The organism is Methylobacillus draconifructus, from assembly GCF_045984385.1.
In the GTDB taxonomy this organism is placed as follows: Bacteria; Pseudomonadota; Gammaproteobacteria; order Burkholderiales; family Methylophilaceae; genus Methylobacillus; species Methylobacillus flagellatus_A.
This window is the reverse complement of the sequence record NZ_JBJQIJ010000003.1, coordinates 175,135-195,179: the sequence shown is the minus strand read 5'-3', so window position 1 is coordinate 195,179 and position 20,045 is coordinate 175,135. Positions and strand designations below refer to the sequence as shown.

The following is a 20,045-nucleotide window of genomic DNA, read 5'->3' as shown; positions in this document are numbered from 1 at the left end:
CCGGCCCAATCGGCTTTCTACGTTTTTACTTCCAGGAATACTGTTTACGTGACTAAAAGCAACAACTCCGCCTTACTGAAGAAGTCTTTGATGGATCTCATCTCTCTCTTTCGTCGAGTGATTTTCTTCGGTTTTTTTACCAACCTTCTTGTGTTGGCGCCATCGTGGTACATGCTCGAAGTCTATGATCGCGTGATTTTCAGTCGCAATCTTGGCACTTTGCTCATGCTCACCATGATGGTGGTCTTTATTTACCTGATCATGGAAAGCCTGGAATGGGTGCGCCGCGGCATGATGCTGCAAGCAGCCGGCCAGCTCGACCAATCATTGAACCATCATATTTTCAATGCCGCATTCGCCGCCAAGCTCGCCAATGCCGGCTTCCCCGCACAGCGCGTGTTTGCCGACTATCGCAGCCTGCGGGAAATACTCTACTCCCCCGCCCTGCTCGGCCTGATCGATATTCCTTTCATCGTGATCTTCGTTGTCGCGATCTTCTTCATCCATAGCAGCCTGGGATACCTGACCCTGCTCGGCCTGGCAATCCAGACCGTGGTCGCACTGCTCAACCAGGTGCGCGTGCAACCGGTACTGCAGGAAGCCAATCAATACGCCCTGGCGGCACAGAGTTATTTCAGCAATATCCAACAGCATGCGGACGTGGTAAGGGCCATGGGCATGCAGGCGCCGCTCGAAGCGCGCTGGCAGGACAAGCAGCAAGCCTTTCTCAGCAAGCAGGCCATGGCCTCCGAAATTGCAGGCCGGCACGCGGCATATTCGAAATTCCTGCAAATCACCCTGACATCACTGGTACTGGGGCTGGGCTGCTACCTGGTGGTCAGCCAGGCATTGATCAACGGGGCCGCGATGATGATCGTCGCCTCTATCCTGGCCGCACGGGTGCTGGCGCCGTTCAGCCAGCTCATCGCCCAATGGCGCAGCCTTGCCAATGCATGGCAGGCATACGGCAGGTTAGACGAATTGCTTGAACAACACCCGGCCAAGCGGCCCGGCATGGCGCTGCCTGCGCCGACCGGGCAGATCTCGGTGGAAAACCTCAGTTACGCCCTGCCGGACAACGCGCGCGAACCCTTGCTCCGCAATATCCAGTTCCGCATGCATCCGGGCGAGGTGCTGCTCATTACCGGCCCTTCCGCCTCCGGCAAGACGACTCTCTCGAAATTGCTTGTCGGCCTGCTGCAACCCAGCACCGGCAAGGTAAGGCTGGATGGCGTGGATGCCTTCCAGTGGGACAAGGCGGAGCTCGGGCAGCACCTGGGCTACCTGCCGCAAGAAATCGCCCTGTTAGACGGCTCGGTCGCGGAAAATATCGCCCGCTTCGGCACGCCAGACCAGGAGAAGCTGGCAAGCGTGGTTGAACTGCTGCAATTGCAAGCCTGGATAGACGCTTTGCCCGACGGCCTCGATACGCGCATCGGCCATGAGGGCCACTTGCTCTCTGGCGGCCGCAGGCAGCTGGTCGGCCTGGCGCGCGCCATGTACGGCAAGCCTGCGGTCGTGGTCCTGGATGAGCCGAATGCCAACCTGGACGAAGCCAGCGAGCAATGCCTGCAGCACGCGGTGCGCACGCTCAAGGCGCAAGGCACGACCTTCGTCATCATCAGCCACTTACAAGGCATCCGGCACGTTGCCGACACCATGATGGTGATGATGAAGGGCCAGATGCTGCGCTACGGCAAGCCGGATGAAGTGCTGGCCTCGTTGCAACAAGCCGGCAACACGCCGAGGATGCAGGCATGAACAGGCCGCCCGCCTCCCTGCGCGGCTACCTGGCGCTGTTCAGGCGTGAAGCCTGGGCCATTGCCGCATTCAGCATGGTGACTAATATATTAATGCTCGCGCCCACGCTCTACCTGCTGCAGCTCTATGACCGGGTATTGCTGAGCCGCAGCGAGATGACGCTGCTCGCCGTCACCCTCATCACCGTGTTCCTGTTCATGGTAATGGCGTTTTCAGACTGGGTGCGCTCCATGGTCGCGATCAAGGCAGGCGTGCGCTTTGACCAGTTGCTGACCTCCAGGCTGTTCTCGCTCGGCCTGGCAACGCAGGCGCCTGCATTGAACGGTACGCACCAGGCCATGCAGGAGCTGACCTTCATCCGCCACTTCGTCACCAGCAACGGCTTGTTCGCCTTCTTCGACCTGCCCTGGACATTGCTGTATGTGGCGGTACTGTTCGTCCTCAGTCCGATATTGGGGACATTGGCAATAGCCTTGTGCCTGGTCCAGTTCGGACTCGCGCTCTGGAACCAGCGCAGTACGGCACGGCCTTTAGAAAAAACTGCCGAGGCCCGCCAGCAAGGGCTGCAATTCCTCAACAGCAAGCTGCGCAATATCGAGACGCTGCACGTTCTCGGCATGCTGCCGTCCCTGTGGCAGCGCTGGCGCAGCATCCAGTCACGCTGGCATACGCTGGACGCCCAGGCAAATCAGGTGCAGAGCCGCAATCAGCAGGTCAACAAGTTTGCGCGCTACACCATGCAATCGGGCATGCTGGGCGTGGCCGCCCTGCTGGCGGTGAAAGGCGATATCTCGATCGGCGCGATGATCGCCTCCAACGTGCTGATCGCGCGCGCATTGCAGCCTTTCGACGTCATCGTGGGCACCTGGAAGCAATTCATCCAGGCCAAGGCGTCTGCCGCCAACATCGACCAACTGCTAGCCAGCGCCCATGGAGAAGAAGACCCTGCGTACCTGACGACGCCGGACGAACCGATCAAGGGCAGGCTGGCGCTGGTGCAGGTGGCCGTAAAGGCATCCGGCGGCAAGCCCCTACTCCGCCCCTTGAACCTGGACATCGAGCCGGGCGAGATTCTCGGTATTCTCGGCCCCTCGGGCTCGGGCAAGACCACGCTGGTGCGCTGCATCGCGGGCATCTGCGATAACCGCGAAGGCGAAATCCTCGTCGACGGCATTGCGCTATCGCGTCTGCCTGCCAATGTATATGCGGCAGCCATTGGCTACCTGCCGCAGGAGGTCGCCTTGCTGGAAGGCAGCATTGCCGAGAATATTGCCCGCTTCACGCAGCCGGACCCGGAGAAGGTGATCCAGGCTGCACAAACCGCGGGCATTCATGACGCCATCCTGCGGCTGCCGCGAGGCTACGACACCCGCATCGACGCCGAGGCGCCTGTGCTCTCCGGCGGCCAGCGCCAATTGCTTGGCCTGGCGAGGGCCGTCTACCAGCAGCCTGCCTTCATCATCCTGGACGAACCGAACTCGCACCTCGACGATCAAGGCGAAGCCAGCCTGATCACCGCGCTGCTGCTCCTGAAAAACCAGGGCAAGGCCATCGTCATCGTCTCGCACCGTACGCACATCCTGAACATTACGGACAAGCTACTGGTGCTCGACCAGGGCGGCATGGTCTGCCATGGCCCGCGCGACCAGGTGATCGCAGAACTCAACCGGGCAAGGCAAATCCCGGCAAGCAAGGTGGCATAAACATGAACCTGCCTTTACAACACACTGCGCCCGATGCGCCTGCACACGAATCCAAGGTGATCCCCTTGCACGAACAGGCAAGCGGGCACGACCATGAACAGCGCACTACCCGGCTGGGCTTTATCATCCTGCTGCTCGGTTTTGGCGGTTTTCTCGCCTGGGCCGCCTTGGCGCCGCTGGACGAAGGCGTGCCGACCGAAGGCGTGGTGACGGTGGAAGGACGGCATAAAACCGTACAGCACCTGAACGGCGGCATCATCAACCAGTTGATGGTGCACGAAGGCCAGGCGGTGCAGGCCGGCGACGTGCTGTTCACGCTGGATGCCACCGCCAGCAAAGCGCGCTTCGACGAGGTGCGCCAGCGCTACCTGGGGCTGCTGGCGCAGGAAAGCCGCCTGCTCGCGGAAAAGCTGGGCGCGGGCAGCATTGTGTTCCATGAAGAGCTGATCAAGCAGCAAGGCGACCCTTATGTGCAGCAGCTCATGCTGAACCAGTCCCAACTGCTGCGTGCACGCCAGCAGGCCTTGCGCGCCGATGTCGAGGCGATGCGCGAATCCATCCAGGGCCAGCAGGCCCTGATCGAAGGCTACCAGGGGGTGGCCGGCAGCTATCAATCGCAGTTGGAACTGCTAACCCAGCAACTGGCCGGCATCAGGCAATTGGTGAGCGAAGGCTTCGCGCCGCGCAACCAGCAGAACGAGCTTGAGCAAAAGCTGGCCCAGACCTACGGCATGATCGCGACAAATGATTCGAACATCCTGCGCAGCCGCAAGGCCATCCTCGAGCTGCAGCAACGCATCACCGCACGCGAGCAAACCGAGAAGAAGGAAATCGACACCGAGATGGCGCAGGTGAAGCTCGCGGTGCAGGCCGATGCCGAGAAGTACAAGCCGCTCTGGGATGAGTTGCAGCGCATCACCGTCACTGCGCCGGTCAGCGGCCAGGTTGTCGGCTTGCAGGTGCATACCGTCGGCGCAGTCATCCAGCCCGGGCAGAAAATCATGGATATCGTGCCGTTCGACGAGCCCCTGATCCTCGATGCTCGAATCCCCCCCCACCTCATCGACAAGATCCATACCGGGCAGGATGCGGACGTGCGCTTCTCCAGCTTTTCCAACACGCCGCAATTGCTGCTGGAAGGCCAGGTCAAGACGGTTTCCAGCGATTTGCTGGTAGACCCCGGCACGGGCGGCCAGGCGCCTTCCAATTATTACCTCGCGCGCATCAACATCACTGAGGACGGCATGAAAACCCTTGGCGACCGCCGCCTGCAACCCGGCATGCCGGTACAGGTGGTGATCCGCACCGGCGAGCGCACCCTGCTTACCTACCTGATGCACCCGCTGGTGAAGCGGATTGCGGCCTCGATGAAGGAAGAGTGAGGAGCCCGCAGGATGATGACCCGCTGTTACCGCATGAGATTGAACCGATTGGCGCTGGCGCGCGCGCTCTGCGCACTGGCAATCTGCGCCAGCACCCCGCTGCATGCCGCGGAAAATCTGCTCAGCCTCTATGAAAAAGCCTTGCAGTACGATGCGCAGTACAAGGCGGCCGAGGCCAATATGGCGGCGGAACGCGAGGAGATCAACAAGAGCCGCGCCTTGTTCATGCCCAGGGTGCAATTCGGCGCCAGCGTCGGCCGCGGCGCTACGGACCGCACCACGCAAACCACCCTGGGTGCCATCGACACTCGGCTCAACTATGATATCCAGAACTATGCGCTGAGCCTGAGACAGCCCTTGTTCAACAAGGAAAACATCGCCACCTACCGCGGCGCGGAGGCGAACGTGCGAAGCAAGGAAGCCCTGCTGCTCAAGGAAAACGCCACGTTGATCAGCCGCCTTGCCGCCACCTATTTCGAAACCCTGTATGCGCAGGAGAAAGTGGAGGTATTGCGCACCAATATCGCCGCCACCAGCCAACAGCTTGACCAGGCCCAGCGGCGTTACGACAACGGCGAAGGCACCGTAACCGAGATCAACGAGGCGCAAGCCAACCTGGAGCTGGCCCAGGCCGAGCTCATCACCACCGAGAATTCGCTGGCGGTGTTCAAGCAGACCTTGAGCAATATGAGCGGCATCGCCGTCACCGACATCGCCCCTCTCAACATCGCCCAGCTGCCGGCCGGGGTGCCGGATTCCGACGATCTCGAATTCTGGATGCAGCAGGCGCTAGGCAACAACCCGGAGATCACCGCCGCCCGGCTCTCGGTGGAAGTCGCGAGGCAGGATGTGGAGAAAAAGCGCGCCGGGCATTTCCCCACCCTGGACTTGGTCGGCGTCCGTTCCTTTAGCGAGAACGACAGCAACAATACCCTGGGCTCGCGCTTCGACACCACTACCATTGCGTTGCAGCTCAACATGCCGCTGTTCGCGGGCGGCTTCACCAGCGCCAGCGTGCGCCAGGCGTTCAACAGGGTGGATGCAGCCGAGGAGCTGCTCAACCTGCGCACCCGCGACATCGAGGCCAATACGAAAAAATACCTCAACAGCATACGCAGCGGGCTGCTGGCGCTCTCCGCCTACCGCCAAGCGGTGAAATCGAGCGAGGTCGCCCTCGAAGGCACGCAGAAAGGCTTTGCCGCGGGCACACGCACCAATATCGAGGTGCTGAACGCACAGCAAAAGCTGTTTCGCAGCCGGCTGGAACTCAGCCGCGTGCAGTACGTGCTGGTCAACGACATCATCAATCTCAAGCAAGCTGCCGGGATGCTCAACGAGGCCCAGCTGCATGCATTGAACCAGTATTTTGCGGCGAATTGACCATGATGCCCGCCATGCCCACCCACTCAATATCCAGCAAGCCAGGCACATGTTCCAAGTGCTGCTGGGCAACCGGCCTGCTCATGTTCTTGTCCACTGGGCACGCCACAGGCTTCGAGCCGCTGCCGATCAGCGGTGTGCTGCTGGATCACGGCAGCAGCGCTTATATTCTCTGCAACACGACAGGCAAGTTCGACCCCGAAAGCCGCCATATGGCGCCGCGCAAACCCACGGTCGGCCATAGCAATACCTGCGCGATATTTCCCGACAACGAAATCTCCGCCCCGCTGCCCGGCTTCAAGCTGCTCAAGCACGCCAATCGCCAAGTGGTGATGAACAATGCGCTGACAGGGCAAACGGACAAGAAGATCGCCAATGTGATGGATGTAGTCTGGCGCAACCTGGCCGTAGGCGAATGCATCTACGGCACCAGGGTATTGGCATTGTCCAGCGCGGATGCCGATTACAACGCGCAATTGCCCGGCAGGCAGTTCTTCCGCGTCACGGACATCGCGAGAGGCGGCTTTGCCGGCCAGAACATCGAAGCCGCCTATGCAACGTATGCCACGGGGGCAGAATCTGTGTACCGTATCGGCCGCACTTTTACTGCCGTGCAGTATTTTAAGCGCCCCGGCTACGAGCGCCAGCCGCTTACCGAGCCTGCCTTCAGCGACGCCATCAACGGCGTGGAAACCACCGGGCGCGCCGTCCCTTCCTTCAGCCAGCAAACCGCTTCCCTGAACGACGACTGGGTCAATTTCACGACGTTGGTCGGCCTGCCCAAGCGCCCGGCCTCGCCCATGCTGTACGTGAAAGCGCCCTGCAGCAACGAAACGCCGGCCGAACAGCCGCAGGTGATCCGCCTGCGCCAGGCCATCGCCCCCTTTATCGAACTCAGTGTGCCTGGCTTCGTACCCGGTCACACAATCAACAGCACAACACCGCAACCTTGAGGACACCGCCATGCCGTTTTCCCGCACCCGCTCATTGAAAACTGATATGACCGACAGCCCTGCCATGCAGCCCTTGCCTTCGAAACAGCAGAACCTCGGCTTCACGCTGCTGGAGCTGCTGGTCGTGATGGTGATCATCGGCCTGCTGGCAGGCTACGTCGGCCCCAAGTATTTCGCCCAGATCGGCAAGTCGGAAGCCAAGACCGCCAAGGCGCAAATCGAGGCCCTGGGCAAGGCGCTGGACCAATACCGGCTCGACACCGGGGGCTACCCCAGCACTGAGCAAGGCCTGGCGGCGCTCAATGCGCAGCCGTCGGATGAGTCCCGCTGGCATGGCCCTTACCTGCAGAAAGCCCTGCCGCAGGACCCATGGGGCAAACCTTACCAATACCGCTCTCCCGGCGAGCATGGGGATTACGATTTATGGTCGTTCGGCAAGGATGGCCAACTGGGCGGCAGCGAGGAATCTGCCGACATCGTGAGCTGGCAGTAGCGCTGACGGATACCATCGCGCATGAAATTCGAGCTTAAAGTCGCACGCGGCGCAGAAGTGCAGTCGCTGACCCTTGAGGCCAGCGATGGTTTGCAAGCGCAGCTGCAGGCGGAAGCGCAGGGCTACAGCGTATTGGGCTTGAAGCATCTTGAAAGCGCAGGCATAGGCGCCCGATTGCGCAAGCCCAGGTTCAACCTCATGCTGTTCAGCCAGGAGCTGCTGTCCCTGCTGGACTCAGGCCTGAGCCTGGTCGAGGCCATCGAGGCCCTGGCGGAGAAAGAAGGCCATGCCGAATCGCGCACATTGCTCAAGCAATTGCTGGCTTTGCTCTATGAAGGCTTGCCGCTGTCGGGCGCGCTGGAAAAGTTTCCCAATACATTCCCCCCGCTCTATGTGGCGCTGATCCGCAGCAGCGAACGCACCGGCGACATGGTGCAGGCGCTGAACCGCCATGTGACCTACCAGGGCCAGCTGGATGCGGTCAAGAAGAAGATCACCACGGCCTCCATCTACCCGGTATTGCTGATCGTCGTCGGCGGCTTGGTCATGTTGTTCCTGCTCGGCTACGTTGTGCCGCGCTTCAGCGCCATTTATGAAAGCGCCGGGGACAATCTGCCCTGGATGTCGAAATTATTGCTCTCCTGGGGCCGTATGCTGCACGAGCATGGAAAAGTCGCCCTGCTGGCCTCCGTCATTGTCTTTAGTCTGCTGGGTGTGGCCTTGAGCCGCCCTGTGGTGCGCAACACCTTGCTGCAGCAACTATGGAAAATCCCCGCGCTGGGCGAAACCATGCGCATCTACCAGCTGGCGCGTTTCTACCGCACGCTGGGCATGCTATTGCAAGGCGGCATCCCGCTCGTGACCGGCATGCAGATGGTCGCTTCCCTGCTGCAGCCCAGCCTGAAGCACCAGCTGCAACTGGCAGAACATGACATCCGCGAAGGCAAGCCGCTGTCGAGCGCGATGGAGGAGCACGGCATGACCACCTCGATCGCGCTACGCATACTGCGCGTGGGCGAGCGCACGGGGCGGATGGGCGAGATGATGGAGCGCATCGGCAGCTTTTACGACGAGGAAATCGCCCGCGCCGTGGACTGGTTCACGCGCTTGCTGGAGCCGCTGCTGATGGTGGTGATCGGGCTGATCATCGGTGTCGTGGTGGTGCTCATGTATATGCCGATTTTCGACCTGGCCGGGAGCATACAATGAACCAGCCGCTGGATCACCCTTCCCTGCTCCAGGCCAGTTCCGGCCTCGCCCGGATTGAGCTGGAGAAAGTGCAGCAGGCGCGCGCGTTGGCGCAGCAAGGCAAACAGCCGCTGCTGGACGTGCTGGAAGAGATTTCCGGCCTCGATGCCGACACCTTTATGCATGCGCTTGGCAGGCTCATGCGTTACCCCGTGCTCGGCATCCTGCAAATGTACGAGTGGCAGCCGGATTTCCAGCTGCTGCCTTTTGCCGAGGCCGGCAGGCAGGAATGCCTCGCCTTGCGCGACGAGGCCGGCAAGCTGCACATGGTGCATGCCAACCCTTTCGATGCGCAGCTATACAGCCGCATGAATCAACTGCTGCCCGAGCCTGCGCAATGGAGCATCGCCCACCGCAAGGATATTGCCGCCTTCCTTTCCCGTTTCGAGGAAAGCATGCGCGCCATGGATGGCCTGGTGCCGGAACAGGTAGAAAGCGAGAGCGGCAGCAGCGCCATCGAGGACATTTCCTTACGCTCGATCGCAGAAGACACCTCGCCGGTGGTGAAGCTGGTGCGCTCCACCCTGTATGACGCGCTCAAGGCAGGCGCCAGCGACATCCATATGGAGACCGACGCGCACGGCCTGACCATAAAGTACCGCATCGACGGCGTGCTGAGCAGCGTGGGCAGCATCCACGGCGTGATGCAGGCGGAACAAGCCATTTCGCGCATCAAGGTGATGTCCGAGCTCGACATCGCCGAGCGGCGCATTCCGCAGGATGGCCGCTTCAAGGTCATGGCGCTCGGGCGCGAAGTCGACCTGCGCGTTTCCATCATGCCCAGCGTGTTCGGTGAGGACGCGGTGCTGCGCATCCTCGACCGCAAGGCGCTTTCAGATCAGGCGCAGGGGTTGAGCCTCGACGTGCTGGGCTTCGAACCGGACATCATGGCGCGCTTCCGCCTGCTGGCCGAGGAGCCCTACGGCATGCTGCTGGTCACCGGGCCAACTGGTAGTGGCAAGACCACTACGCTGTATGGCGCGATCTCCGAGATCAACCACGGCCAGGACAAGATCATCACCATCGAGGATCCGGTGGAATACCAGTTGCCCGGCGTGCTGCAGATCCCGGTGAACGAGAAGAAGGGCTTGACCTTCGCGCGGGGCCTGCGCTCCATCCTGCGCCACGACCCGGACAAGATCATGGTGGGCGAAATCCGCGATGCGGAAACCGCGCAGATCGCGGTGCAATCCGCGCTGACAGGCCACCTGGTCTTGACCACGGTGCACGCCAACAACGTATTCGACGTCATCGGCCGCTTCACCAACATGAACGTGGATCCGTACAGCTTCGTCTCTGCGATCAACGGCATCATGGCGCAACGGCTGGTGCGCACGATATGCCCACATTGCGCCATCGACGACACGCCCGACCCCGCCTTGATCGCCAAGTCCGGTATTGCGCCGGAGTCGATCGACGAATACCGCTTCCGCGCCGGCCAGGGCTGCGGGCAATGCCATGGCACCGGCTACAAGGGGCGCAAGGCCGTGGCGGAGCTGCTGGTGTTCAACGACGTCATCCGCGAGCTCATCATCACGCGGGAGCCGGTGCGCAAGGTCAAGGAAGCCGCGCGCGCAAACGGTACCCGCACCATGCGAGAAGCCGCGCTCGACATGGTCAAGCGCGGCGAAACCACCCTACAGGAGATCAACCGTGTTACCTCGCTCGTTTAGCTGGCCTTCCGCCTCGTGGGCCTTTCCATGGCGGGACGAGCTGCGCGTCCTGATCCAGCCGCGCACGCTCACCATGCTCAGGATCAAGCGCGGCATGAAGGCCAGGGTCGTGGCAAAAGAAGATATTGCATTGCGCTCAACCAGCGAGTCGTTCCAGAACCGGGAATTCTGGCATCCGGCGGTTTCCAGCCTGCACCAGCAGTTGCAAAGCCGCCAATGGCGAGGCTGCCAGCCCAGGGTGGTGGTCTCCAACTATTTCGCGCACTATGCCATCGTGCCATGGAACGCCAGCCTGCATACCCGCAAGGAGCAAAGCGCATTCGTCAGGCATTACTTCACGCAGGTCTACGGCGAGTTTTCACGCGCCTGGGACATCCGCACCACGCCGGTGGCCTACGGCCACCCGACCTTTGCCAGCGCCATTGACGAGAAGCTGCTGCAAGCCCTGCGCGATGAGTTCAATCAAGCGCGAATGCCGGTGCAGCACATCCATCCCCACCTGATGATCGCCACCGACGTCATCCGGCGCAAGCTGGCGCGCACCCCTTTACCCGACGCCTTGAACCTGGTCATGTTAGAAAACGACCGCATCACCATCGCCTTGGTGCAGCACGGGCAGTGGCTGAGCCTGCAGAGCTATGCCGCGGAAAGCGACATCGAAAACCAGTTGCAGGCATTGCTGGACCGCGAATCCATCATCGCAGGCGTGGACAACAGCGAATGGCCTATCGTGTTCTACGCCACGGACGGCCGGCCAGCGCTCCAGCTTCCCGGGCGCAAGGTGCACAACATCCTGCCCTCCTCGCAAGACCAACACGGTATGGAGGCATGGCAGTAATGCTACCCGTCATCTCCATCAACCACGCCCCCCTGCTGCAAGACCGGCCTATCAAGGGAGTCGTGATGCTGTTGCTAGCGGCGGCCTGCGGCATCGCGCTGTTGGGCTGGATGCAGCAATTGAATTCGGAGCGCGAACAGCTGAACGCAGACCTGCAGCAGATGCAGGCCCCGGTCAGCGCTCCCAGGCTCAACCCCAAGGAAGACCAAGCCAAGCAGCAAGAGATCGCGGCAGTGCAAGCCGCCATGCACGAGCTCGCCTTGCCGTGGCAGAAACTGTTCCTGGCGCTGGAAAACATCAAGGTCGCGGATATCAAGCTCGCCAGCATCGAGCCCAACGCCAGGCTGCACAAGCTGAGGATTACGGCTAATACCAATGAAGTGGTCAATATGTTCAAATACGTGCGCGGCCTCTCCGAGCAGTCCGTATTCAACGACGTGCTGCTGATGTCGCATGAGTTTCATCACGACCAGCCCATGCCGGTGCGTTTCGTAGTGGAGGCCGTATGGGTACAGCAGCCATGAGTGTAGGCAAACTGCATAAACTGCGCTACCGCCTCGGCCAGCTCGACGGGCTCAGCAAGTTGGGGCTGGGCCTGATGGCAGCCTGTCTGCTCGTTGCCCTCGCCTATGCCTGGCCGCATGCCAGGGCATTGCAGCAGCTCAAACTTGATGTCGCCGCCATGCACCGCGCCATGCCACAGCACCGGGGCCAGTGGATAGACCGTTCGCCGCAGGCCTCGCTCAATTCCTTCTACCAGTTCCTGCCGCGCGAGAGCGAAGCCACCATCCTGCTGAACCAGGTGCTGGATATTGCAGAGCAGCACGGCCTGGTGCCGGAAAAGGTCGACTACAGCCTGAGTCGGCAATCATCGGCAGCGTTCTCCAAGTACCAGCTCAGCCTGCCGCTACAGGGACAATACCTCGACATCCGCCGCTTCATCGCCGACGTCATGAACACCCTGCCATCGGCCGCGCTGAACGATATCTCGCTCAAGCGCGAAGACATGCTGAGCGACCATGTCGAAGCCAGGTTAAAACTCACGCTCTACCTGCGCAAGGACGGGCAATGAAGCAGACGCCGAGACAGCGGCTGGTGTGGGCAGCGTTGACCATGACGCTGGCTGCCACGGTGTGGACCGCCTTGAATGACAAGCAGGCCGACGAGGTGCAAGTCGCGGCGGCGCGCCCGCAGGGTTCGCGTACCGATATGAAGGGCCTGCCGAAATCCAGGATGTCTGCGGAGGCCCGGCCAGCAGGTGCGAACTCACTGGACGTGGCCCGACTGCAACGCGCGCCCTGGCAAGACAGCGAGCACAATTTATTCGGCGGCGGGCAACTCATCGCCCAGGCCGAAACCGCACAACAACCCATCGTGCAGCAGGCGATGGAAATTCCCCCGCTCCCCTTCACCTATGCAGGCAAGCTGGAGGATCACGGTCAATTCACCGTCTTTCTCTCTGTCGGAGAAAAAAATGTCAGCGTCAAGACCGGCGATATCGTCGGCGACTGGAAGATCAAGGAAATCACCCCTTCCCGCATGATCCTGAGCTATCAGCCATTGCGTGCTGATGTGCCATTGATGATTGGAGAAAGCCATTGAACACCACATCGCACGCAAGCCTGAAATTAAGCGCGGTATTTATCGTAATCATGCTCGCCGCCTGCTCCGGCACGGAAATGCGGCAGAACCAGACCAACCTGGAGTTTCAGCAAGCCAGGGACATGATCAACGCCGGCCAGGTCGAAGCCGGGATAGAGCGGCTCAAGAGCCTGGTGCGCACCTTCCCCGACAATCCGGAATACCGCAACTACCTCAAGCAGCAGCAGGATATCCAGCTTGCTATTCTGTTAAAAGAGGCAGACCAGCTCAAGCAGCAAAAGCGCTGGGGCGAAGCCGATATCGCCTACCGGCGCGTGCTCGAACTCGACAGCCAGAACCAGCGCGCGCAGAACGGCATCCAGCAGATGCGCATCGCCACCACGCACGACGCCATGATGCAGCGCGCCGACGAACTGCTCGCCAAGCAGGACTGGGAAGGCGCGCAGAACCTGGCCCGCACCGTGCTGGCGGAAGACTCCAGCAACCGCAGTGCGCGCGCCCTGTTCGAGCAGATCGAGCAGAAACGCATGGACAAGGTGGTGAACCCGCCTCACATCCGCTCATCCTTCAAGCGTCCGATTTCGTTGGAGTTCAAGGATGTCACCATCAAGTCGGTATTCGAGTTCATCTCGCAGGCCGCCGCGATCAACTTCACCTACGACCAGGAACTGCGCAGCGACCAGCGCACCAGCGTATTCCTGCGCAATACGCCGATCGAGGAAGCCATCGATGTCATCCTCGCGAGCAACCAGCTCGGCAAGAAAGTGCTCAATGACAACACCTTGCTGATCTATCCCTTGAGCCGCAGCCAGGAATACCAGGAAACCTTCGTGCGCAGCTTCTACCTGAGCAACACCGATGCCAAGAAGCTCATGGCCATGATCAAGACCGTGGTGAAGACCAAGGACATCTATATCGACGAAAAGCTCAACACTCTGGTGATGCGGGATACGCCGGAAGCGATCCGCACCGCGGAAAAACTCATCATGTCGCAAGACATGGCCGAGCCGGAAGTCATGCTCGAGGTCGAGGTGCTGGAAATCAACCGCCGCAGCTTGGAGAATATCGGCATCCGCTATCCCACCAATGCCAGCCTCGGCGTGCAGGGTCGCGATACCGTCAACGGCACCACCACGCTCACGCCAGGCAAGCTCACCATCAACGAGCTCAAGAACTTCAATTCCAACCTCGGCGTCTTCAGCATCAGCGACCCGGTGCTGGCATTGAACCTGCTGCAGCAGGACACCGATACCAACCTGCTCGCCAACCCGCATATCCGCGTCAAGAACCGCGAAAAAGCCAAGATACACGTCGGCGACCGCATCCCGGTGCTTACCAGCGTCGCCAACTCCACCGGCTTCGTATCGCAGACGGTGAACTACATCGAGGTAGGGGTCAAACTCGACGTCGAACCCACCATCCTGCTGCGCGATGAAGTGTCGATCAAGATCGGCCTGGAGGTCAGCAACCAGACCGACCGCATGGAGACGAGCTCAGGCACCGTCACCTATACCATAGGCACCCGCAACGCCAGCACCATCCTGCGACTGAAGGATGGGGAAACACAAATCCTTGCCGGCCTGATGCGCAACGACGAACAGAAGATCACAAATGGCGTGCCAGGACTTTCCAAGCTGCCGCTGGTCGGCAAACTGTTCAACAACAATAACAACGACCTGAGCAAGAAAGAGATCGCCCTCTTCATCACGCCTCGCATCATCAGCAACCTCACCCCGGAAAATGCCATCTACACGACCTTCCCGGCCGGGATAGACCGCAGCGCATCTAGGCCGGGCCGGGCCGCGGAACCAGGCGCCGTCACCGCACAAGCCGCACCTGCTGCGCCGGTCAAGACCCCGCAGGAAATCCAGGCCGAACGCGCCGAGTCGGATCGCTCCTTTGCCGGATCGGTCATGCGTCCGGTGGAAGACATTGCGAGCCCGGACGAGCGACAATGAAGCAGTCCTTAAAACCCTCTTACGGCTTTACATTGATCGAGCTCATGGTGGCGCTGGTGCTGCTGGCGCTGATCCTCAGCTCGGCCGCGCCCGTGATGCAGGTGACGGCCAAGCGTGCCAAGGAACAGGAACTCAAGCGCCACCTCTGGCAATTGCGCGATGCGATCGACGCCTACAAGAAAGCCGTGGATGACGGCCTGATCAAGAAAACTCCCGGCCAATCCGGCTACCCTCCCAGCCTGCAAATCCTGGTGCAGGGCGTGGAAAACCCGCGCGATCCCAAGAAGCGGAAAATCCACTTCCTGCGCAGCATTCCGCGCGACCCGTTCGCCTCCGACCCCGAGCTGCCGAATGAAGCCACCTGGGGCAAGCGCAGCTATGCCAGCTCGTTCGAGGAGCCTGCCGAGGGCGAGGATGTCTACGACGTCTACTCCCTCTCGGGCGATACCGGGCTCAACCAGCAGCCGTACCGGGAATGGTGAGCATGCGGCCAAGTCCAGGACAAAAACCAGCAAGGATACTGGGATTCACCCTGATCGAAGTGCTAGTGGTGCTTGCCATCATCGCCACGCTGCTGAGCCTGGTCACTCCGCGCTATTTCTCCAGCATAGACCGCGCCCGCGAAAACTCTCTCAAGCATGACCTCATCGTCATGCGCGATGCCATCGACAAGTTCTACAGCGATACCGGGCGTTATCCCGATACCCTGTACGACCTGGTGGAACGCAAGTACCTGCGCGCGATCCCGGAAGACCCCATTACCGAAAGCGCCGAGACCTGGATGCTGGTGCCGCCTGAGGATGCCAATATCCCGGGCGAAATATACGACATCCGCAGCGGCTCGGAAGCCATGGCCGCAGACGGGAGCTACTATGCCGAATGGTAGGCGACAGCAAGGCATGGCGCTGATGGGCGCGCTGCTTGTGATCATCCTCATGGGCTTGGCCCTGGCTGAAGCGGGAAACCGCTGGAGCGACATGCAGCGGCGCGAGCGCGAGCAGGAGCTGATGAAGGTAGGCGACACCATACGCAAAGCCATCGGGTCCTATTACAACCAGTCTCCCGGCATGGTAAAACAGTTTCCGCCTACATTGGACTCGCTATTAAAAGACAACCGCTTCCCCACTCCGCAACGCCATTTGCGCAAACTCTATATCGACCCCGTCACGCAAAGGGAAGGCTGGGGCCTGCTTTATGCGCCTAGCGGCGGCATCATGGGCATATATAGCCTCTCGGGCGAACGCCCTTTCAAAACCCGGAACTTCCCGCCGCCCTACCAGGAATTTGAAAAGAAAAAAGCCTATATAGACTGGATATTTGCCTATATGCCTGAGACAGACAACAGCTCATCCCCGGCGCTTGAATAAATAACAAAATAACAAACATGAAAAACCCGTCTCGATCTTTATCAAGACGGGTGATTTAATTCAATCAACAACATTCAACCGCTCTTAGGGTCCTACCCTTCCACCATTTCCTTGCCCATACGGGTCTGCCCCATTATCGAAAGTAGAGCCAGGACTGGAGGGAGCCCCTATTGGTGCGCCGGGAGGAGTGCCTGGCGCCGTTGCCGGCCTGCCTGGCGACCCCGTATTGGTCGGATCCCCTGGCGATCCTTGAACGCCTGTACCTGTTGTACCTGTTGTACCTGTTGTACCTGTTGTACCTGTTGTACCTGTTGTACCTGTTGTACCTGTTGTACCTGTTGTACCTGTTGTACCTGTTGTACCTGTTGTACCTGTTGTACCTGTTGTACCGCCGGGTGAAGTGCTTGGAGAAGTACTAGGCGAGGTTCCTGCCGCACCTGTTCCTGCCGCACCTGTTCCTGCCGCACCTGTTCCTGCCGCACCTGTTCCTGCCGCACCTGTTCCTGCTGCACCTGTTCCTGCTGCACCTGTTCCTGCTGCACCTGTTCCTGCTGCACCTGTTCCTGCTGCACCTGTTCCTGCTGCGCCTGCAATGACAATATTATCTTGCGCCATATCAGCTGCTACCGGATATGCAACCGTTAAAGCCAATAACACTAAAGGGTTAGCTTTCATCGTTCAGTCCTCCTTGGCAAGGAATAGAAATAGAAAGAATTTTTCCGTTAAGAGATTGGAAATAATGCGCCACCAACATGCTGAAGCGATACTCGCTTAAGTTTCATGCTTGTAGGAATGGTGCTTGAAACCAGGAGATAAAATAAGCCAGGGATAACTGAAACAACTGTAGGAATTTCATTCAGGCGTACGGTGACCATCTTTACTGACTTAGTAAAAGGACTGCATGACATTGAGCACCTTGGAAGATTGCCGCCCAGGCTTGAATTGATAGCCTATAAATGCAAAAACCCCGATATATCGGGGTCTTAAGTAATCTGGCGGAGAGGGAGGGATTCGAACCCTCGACAGAGTTGCCCCTGTGCCACCTTTCCAGGGTGGTGACTTAAACCACTCATCCACCTCTCCGCAAAACGAGGCCGGATTATATATTAAATCTCCGGTGCTGACCAAGCGTTTTGCCCAAGAAAACGCGTATTTTTTACGATCCAGTCAATTGCAGACGGTTACAATTTTTGGGCAATACTCCATTTACCCATACCAAATCATCAGGTTATAACAGGCCGCAGCCACAGTCATCCGTTACGCAATAGCTGCAAGGCTTGATCAAGGCGCTCCACGCCTTTGACGTCCAAGCCTTCAATTGCCTGCTTGGGCAAGTTGGACTTGGGGACTATCGCATGGGTGAAGCCGAGCTTGGCGGCCTCCCGCAGACGCTCCTGGCCGCGCTGTACCGGGCGGACCTCGCCTGCCAGGCCGACTTCGCCGAACACGATCAATTTATTGTTCAGGGGTTTGTTTTTCAGCGAGGAGACAATCGCAAGCAGCACCGCGAGGTCCACGGCGGGCTCGCTGATCCTGACGCCCCCGACGGCATTGATGAACACGTCCTGGTCAAAGCAGGCTACGCCGGCATGGCGGTGCAGGACGGCCAGCAGCATGGCAAGCCGGTTCTGCTCCAGGCCGACGCATAGGCGCTTGGGATTGGGCGCATGCGCCTCGTCCACCAGTGCCTGCACTTCCACCAGGAGCGGCCTGCTGCCTTCCTGCGTCACGGTGATGCAGGAACCTGCCACCTGTTCTGCATGGTGCGACAGGAATAACGCCGAGGGATTGCTGACCTCGCGCAAGCCTTTCTCCGTCATGGCGAACACGCCCAGTTCGTTCACGGCGCCAAAACGGTTCTTGAAGGCGCGCACCAGCCGGAAGCTGGAGTTCTGGTCCCCTTCGAAATACAGTACGGTGTCGACTATATGCTCCAGCACGCGCGGCCCTGCGAGCGAGCCTTCCTTGGTGACATGGCCGACCAGGATCATGGTCACGCCCGCCTGCTTGGCAAAACGCGTCAGCTGCGCGGAACATTCCCGGACTTGCGCCACGGAACCGGGCGCAGACTGCAAGGCCTCGGAATACATGGTTTGTATCGAGTCGATGACGGCTACTTCGGGCTTGTGTTGCTGCAAGATGGCCAGTATTTTTTCCAGGCTGATTTCCGCCAACAGTTCGACCGGGCCGGCGTCAAGCCCCAGGCGCTTGGCGCGCATGGCGATCTGCTGCGCGGACTCTTCGCCCGAAACGTAAAGAGCCTTGCGCATGCTGCCGATATGGCACAGGGTCTGCAATAGCAAGGTGGACTTGCCGATGCCGGGATCTCCCCCAATCAGCACCACGCCGCCCGGCACCAGACCTCCGCCCAGGACGCGATCGAATTCGTGAATGCCGGTCGGGTGGCGCGGCACGTCCGCAGCCTCGACATCGGCCAATTTCTGCAAGCCGCTGGACTGTGCAAGCGCTGCATAGCGGTTCTGGCTAGGGGTGGCTTCAACCACGCTTTCGACCAAGGTATTCCATGCCATGCACGAGGGGCATTGCCCTTGCCACTTCGGGGTTTGCCCGCCGCACTCTGTACAGCTATAAACCGTTTTTGCCTTCGCCATCAGCCTGTCACCTTGAACACCACGCGCGGCGCCACCGCGCACAACAACTCGTACCCTACCGTGCCTGCAGCCTCGGCAACCGCATCCACCGGCACCGTTTCGCCCCAGAGCTCCACCTCGCTGCCGACTCCGGCATCGGGCAACTGCGTGATATCCGCAAACAGCATGTCCATGGAGACGCGTCCCAGGGTGTGGGTGAGTTGTCCGCCAACCGCGATAGGCGTGCCGTTGGGCGCATGGCGCGGATATCCGTCCGCATAGCCGCAGGCGACGATGGCAACCCTGGTTGTCTGCGTCGCGGTGAAACGCGCGCCGTATCCGAGGATATCCCCGGCCTCCAGCGTTTGCACAGCGATCACTTCGCTAGTAAAGCGCATCACAGGCCGCAGCCCGAAACTAGCCGCGCCGACGCCCGATACCGGCGATGCGCCGTACAATATGATGCCCGGCCTGACCCAGTCGCGATGCGCCTCCGGGAAGCGCAAAATGGCAGCGGAATTGGCTAGGCTGACGGGATGGCTCAGCCCGGCTGTCTCAGCATCAAATACATTGAGCTGCCCGGCGATGCCCTGCTCGTCATCCGCTGTCGCAAAATGCGTCATCAAGCAAACGTCTGCTACCGCAGGACAAGCCTCCAGCCGCTGCAAGGCTTGTTTGTAAGCCTGTGGCTTGAATCCCAGCCGGTTCATGCCGCTGTTCATCTTGAGGAATACCGAGATAGGCTTGGCTGGCGCGCCCGCCCTCTCCTCTAGCATGGCGAGCTGCTGCTCGTTGTGCACGACAATGCTGATGTCGTGCTGGGCGACGGCATCGAGCTCATCCGTGCCGAACACCCCTTCCAGCAATAGCAGGCGTTGGCTATAGCCCGCTTCACGCAAAGCCAGGGCTTCGCCCAGGCGCAGCACGCCGAAGCCGTCAGCGTCCTCCAGGCCTGGCGCTGCTCGCAACAGGCCGTGGCCGTAAGCATCCGCCTTGACCACCGCCAGCACCCTGGAGCCCGGCGCACGCTCGCGCACAAGATTCAGGTTGTGGCGCAGCGCGCCCAGGTCAATCGTCGCTTTGGTCGCACGCATGC

The 20,045-nt window shown here is 60.2% G+C and carries 19 protein-coding genes and 1 tRNA gene; 16 read left to right on the top strand and 4 right to left on the bottom strand.

The features are described from left to right. The first annotated feature begins 90 nt into the window (after nt 1-90). The 16 genes from ACKF11_RS07290 (at nt 91) to ACKF11_RS07215 (ending at nt 16,358) form a co-directional block, all read left to right on the top strand. The gene (locus ACKF11_RS07290; protein WP_407996528.1) at nt 91-1,761 is read left to right on the top strand and encodes a type I secretion system permease/ATPase; all 1,671 of its coding nucleotides are present in this window, start codon (nt 91-93) and stop codon (nt 1,759-1,761) included. Next, nucleotides 1,758-3,464: a type I secretion system permease/ATPase gene (locus ACKF11_RS07285; RefSeq protein WP_407996527.1), complete on the top strand. Its 1,707-nt coding sequence runs from the start codon at nt 1,758-1,760 to the stop codon at nt 3,462-3,464. The genes ACKF11_RS07290 and ACKF11_RS07285 overlap by 4 nt, the downstream gene beginning before the upstream one ends. A 2-nt stretch (nt 3,465-3,466) precedes the next feature. After that, complete coding sequence (locus ACKF11_RS07280) at nt 3,467-4,846, top strand: HlyD family type I secretion periplasmic adaptor subunit (RefSeq protein ID WP_407996526.1); 1,380 nt, start codon at nt 3,467-3,469, stop codon at nt 4,844-4,846. A gap of 12 nt (nt 4,847-4,858) precedes the next feature. Continuing rightward, entirely contained in the window at nt 4,859-6,226 is a 1,368-nt protein-coding gene (locus ACKF11_RS07275) for a TolC family outer membrane protein (protein ID WP_407996525.1), read from the top strand. Between the two features lie 83 nt (nt 6,227-6,309). After that, entirely contained in the window at nt 6,310-7,179 is an 870-nt protein-coding gene (locus tag ACKF11_RS07270) for a hypothetical protein (protein ID WP_407996524.1), read from the top strand. Nucleotides 7,180-7,225: 46 nt separating this feature from the next. Next, a complete protein-coding gene (gene gspG / locus ACKF11_RS07265) occupies nt 7,226-7,672 on the top strand; it encodes a type II secretion system major pseudopilin GspG (RefSeq protein ID WP_407996523.1) in 447 nt (148 codons plus the stop codon). Between the two features lie 21 nt (nt 7,673-7,693). After that, entirely contained in the window at nt 7,694-8,881 is a 1,188-nt protein-coding gene (locus tag ACKF11_RS07260) for a type II secretion system F family protein (RefSeq protein WP_407996522.1), read from the top strand. Beyond that, on the top strand, nt 8,878-10,593 hold the full coding sequence (locus ACKF11_RS07255; RefSeq protein WP_407996521.1) for a GspE/PulE family protein: 1,716 nt from the start codon (nt 8,878-8,880) through the stop codon (nt 10,591-10,593). Before ACKF11_RS07260 ends, ACKF11_RS07255 begins: the two co-directional genes overlap by 4 nt. Further along, entirely contained in the window at nt 10,574-11,431 is an 858-nt protein-coding gene (locus tag ACKF11_RS07250) for a hypothetical protein (protein ID WP_407996520.1), read from the top strand. The genes ACKF11_RS07255 and ACKF11_RS07250 overlap by 20 nt, the downstream gene beginning before the upstream one ends. After that, nucleotides 11,431-11,955 carry a hypothetical protein gene (locus tag ACKF11_RS07245; protein ID WP_407996519.1) on the top strand — a complete coding sequence of 175 codons (525 nt, stop codon included), beginning with the start codon at nt 11,431-11,433 and terminating at the stop codon, nt 11,953-11,955. The genes ACKF11_RS07250 and ACKF11_RS07245 overlap by 1 nt, the downstream gene beginning before the upstream one ends. Next, entirely contained in the window at nt 11,952-12,503 is a 552-nt protein-coding gene (locus ACKF11_RS07240) for a type 4a pilus biogenesis protein PilO (protein ID WP_407996518.1), read from the top strand. The genes ACKF11_RS07245 and ACKF11_RS07240 overlap by 4 nt, the downstream gene beginning before the upstream one ends. Continuing rightward, nucleotides 12,500-13,033 (top strand): hypothetical protein, encoded by a 534-nt coding sequence (locus ACKF11_RS07235; RefSeq protein ID WP_407996517.1) that lies wholly within the window; start codon nt 12,500-12,502, stop codon nt 13,031-13,033. Before ACKF11_RS07240 ends, ACKF11_RS07235 begins: the two co-directional genes overlap by 4 nt. Before the next feature lie 50 nt (nt 13,034-13,083). Next, the gene (locus ACKF11_RS07230) at nt 13,084-14,991 is read left to right on the top strand and encodes a secretin GspD/PilQ domain-containing protein (protein ID WP_407996791.1); all 1,908 of its coding nucleotides are present in this window, start codon (nt 13,084-13,086) and stop codon (nt 14,989-14,991) included. Next, nucleotides 14,988-15,473: a type II secretion system protein gene (locus ACKF11_RS07225; protein ID WP_407996516.1), complete on the top strand. Its 486-nt coding sequence runs from the start codon at nt 14,988-14,990 to the stop codon at nt 15,471-15,473. The genes ACKF11_RS07230 and ACKF11_RS07225 overlap by 4 nt, the downstream gene beginning before the upstream one ends. Nucleotides 15,474-15,475: 2 nt before the next feature. Then, entirely contained in the window at nt 15,476-15,877 is a 402-nt protein-coding gene (locus tag ACKF11_RS07220; protein WP_407996515.1) for a type II secretion system protein, read from the top strand. Further along, nucleotides 15,864-16,358: a type II secretion system protein gene (locus ACKF11_RS07215; RefSeq protein ID WP_407996514.1), complete on the top strand. Its 495-nt coding sequence runs from the start codon at nt 15,864-15,866 to the stop codon at nt 16,356-16,358. The genes ACKF11_RS07220 and ACKF11_RS07215 overlap by 14 nt, the downstream gene beginning before the upstream one ends. Before the next feature lie 167 nt (nt 16,359-16,525). On the opposite strand, the gene ACKF11_RS07210 is transcribed toward ACKF11_RS07215, so the two are convergent. The 4 genes from ACKF11_RS07210 to alr all read right to left on the bottom strand — a co-directional run bounded on the left by ACKF11_RS07210 (nt 16,526) and on the right by alr (nt 20,043). Next, a complete protein-coding gene (locus ACKF11_RS07210; protein ID WP_407996513.1) occupies nt 16,526-16,957 on the bottom strand; it encodes a hypothetical protein in 432 nt (143 codons plus the stop codon). Nucleotides 16,958-17,351: 394 nt separating this feature from the next. After that, nucleotides 17,352-17,441 (bottom strand) — tRNA-Ser (locus ACKF11_RS07205). 167 nt (nt 17,442-17,608) lie between these two features. After that, complete coding sequence (radA, locus tag ACKF11_RS07200) at nt 17,609-18,970, bottom strand: DNA repair protein RadA (protein ID WP_407996512.1); 1,362 nt, start codon at nt 18,968-18,970, stop codon at nt 17,609-17,611. Next, nucleotides 18,970-20,043: an alanine racemase gene (alr, locus tag ACKF11_RS07195; protein WP_407996511.1), complete on the bottom strand. Its 1,074-nt coding sequence runs from the start codon at nt 20,041-20,043 to the stop codon at nt 18,970-18,972. Before alr ends, radA begins: the two co-directional genes overlap by 1 nt. Nucleotides 20,044-20,045 lie beyond the last annotated feature (2 nt).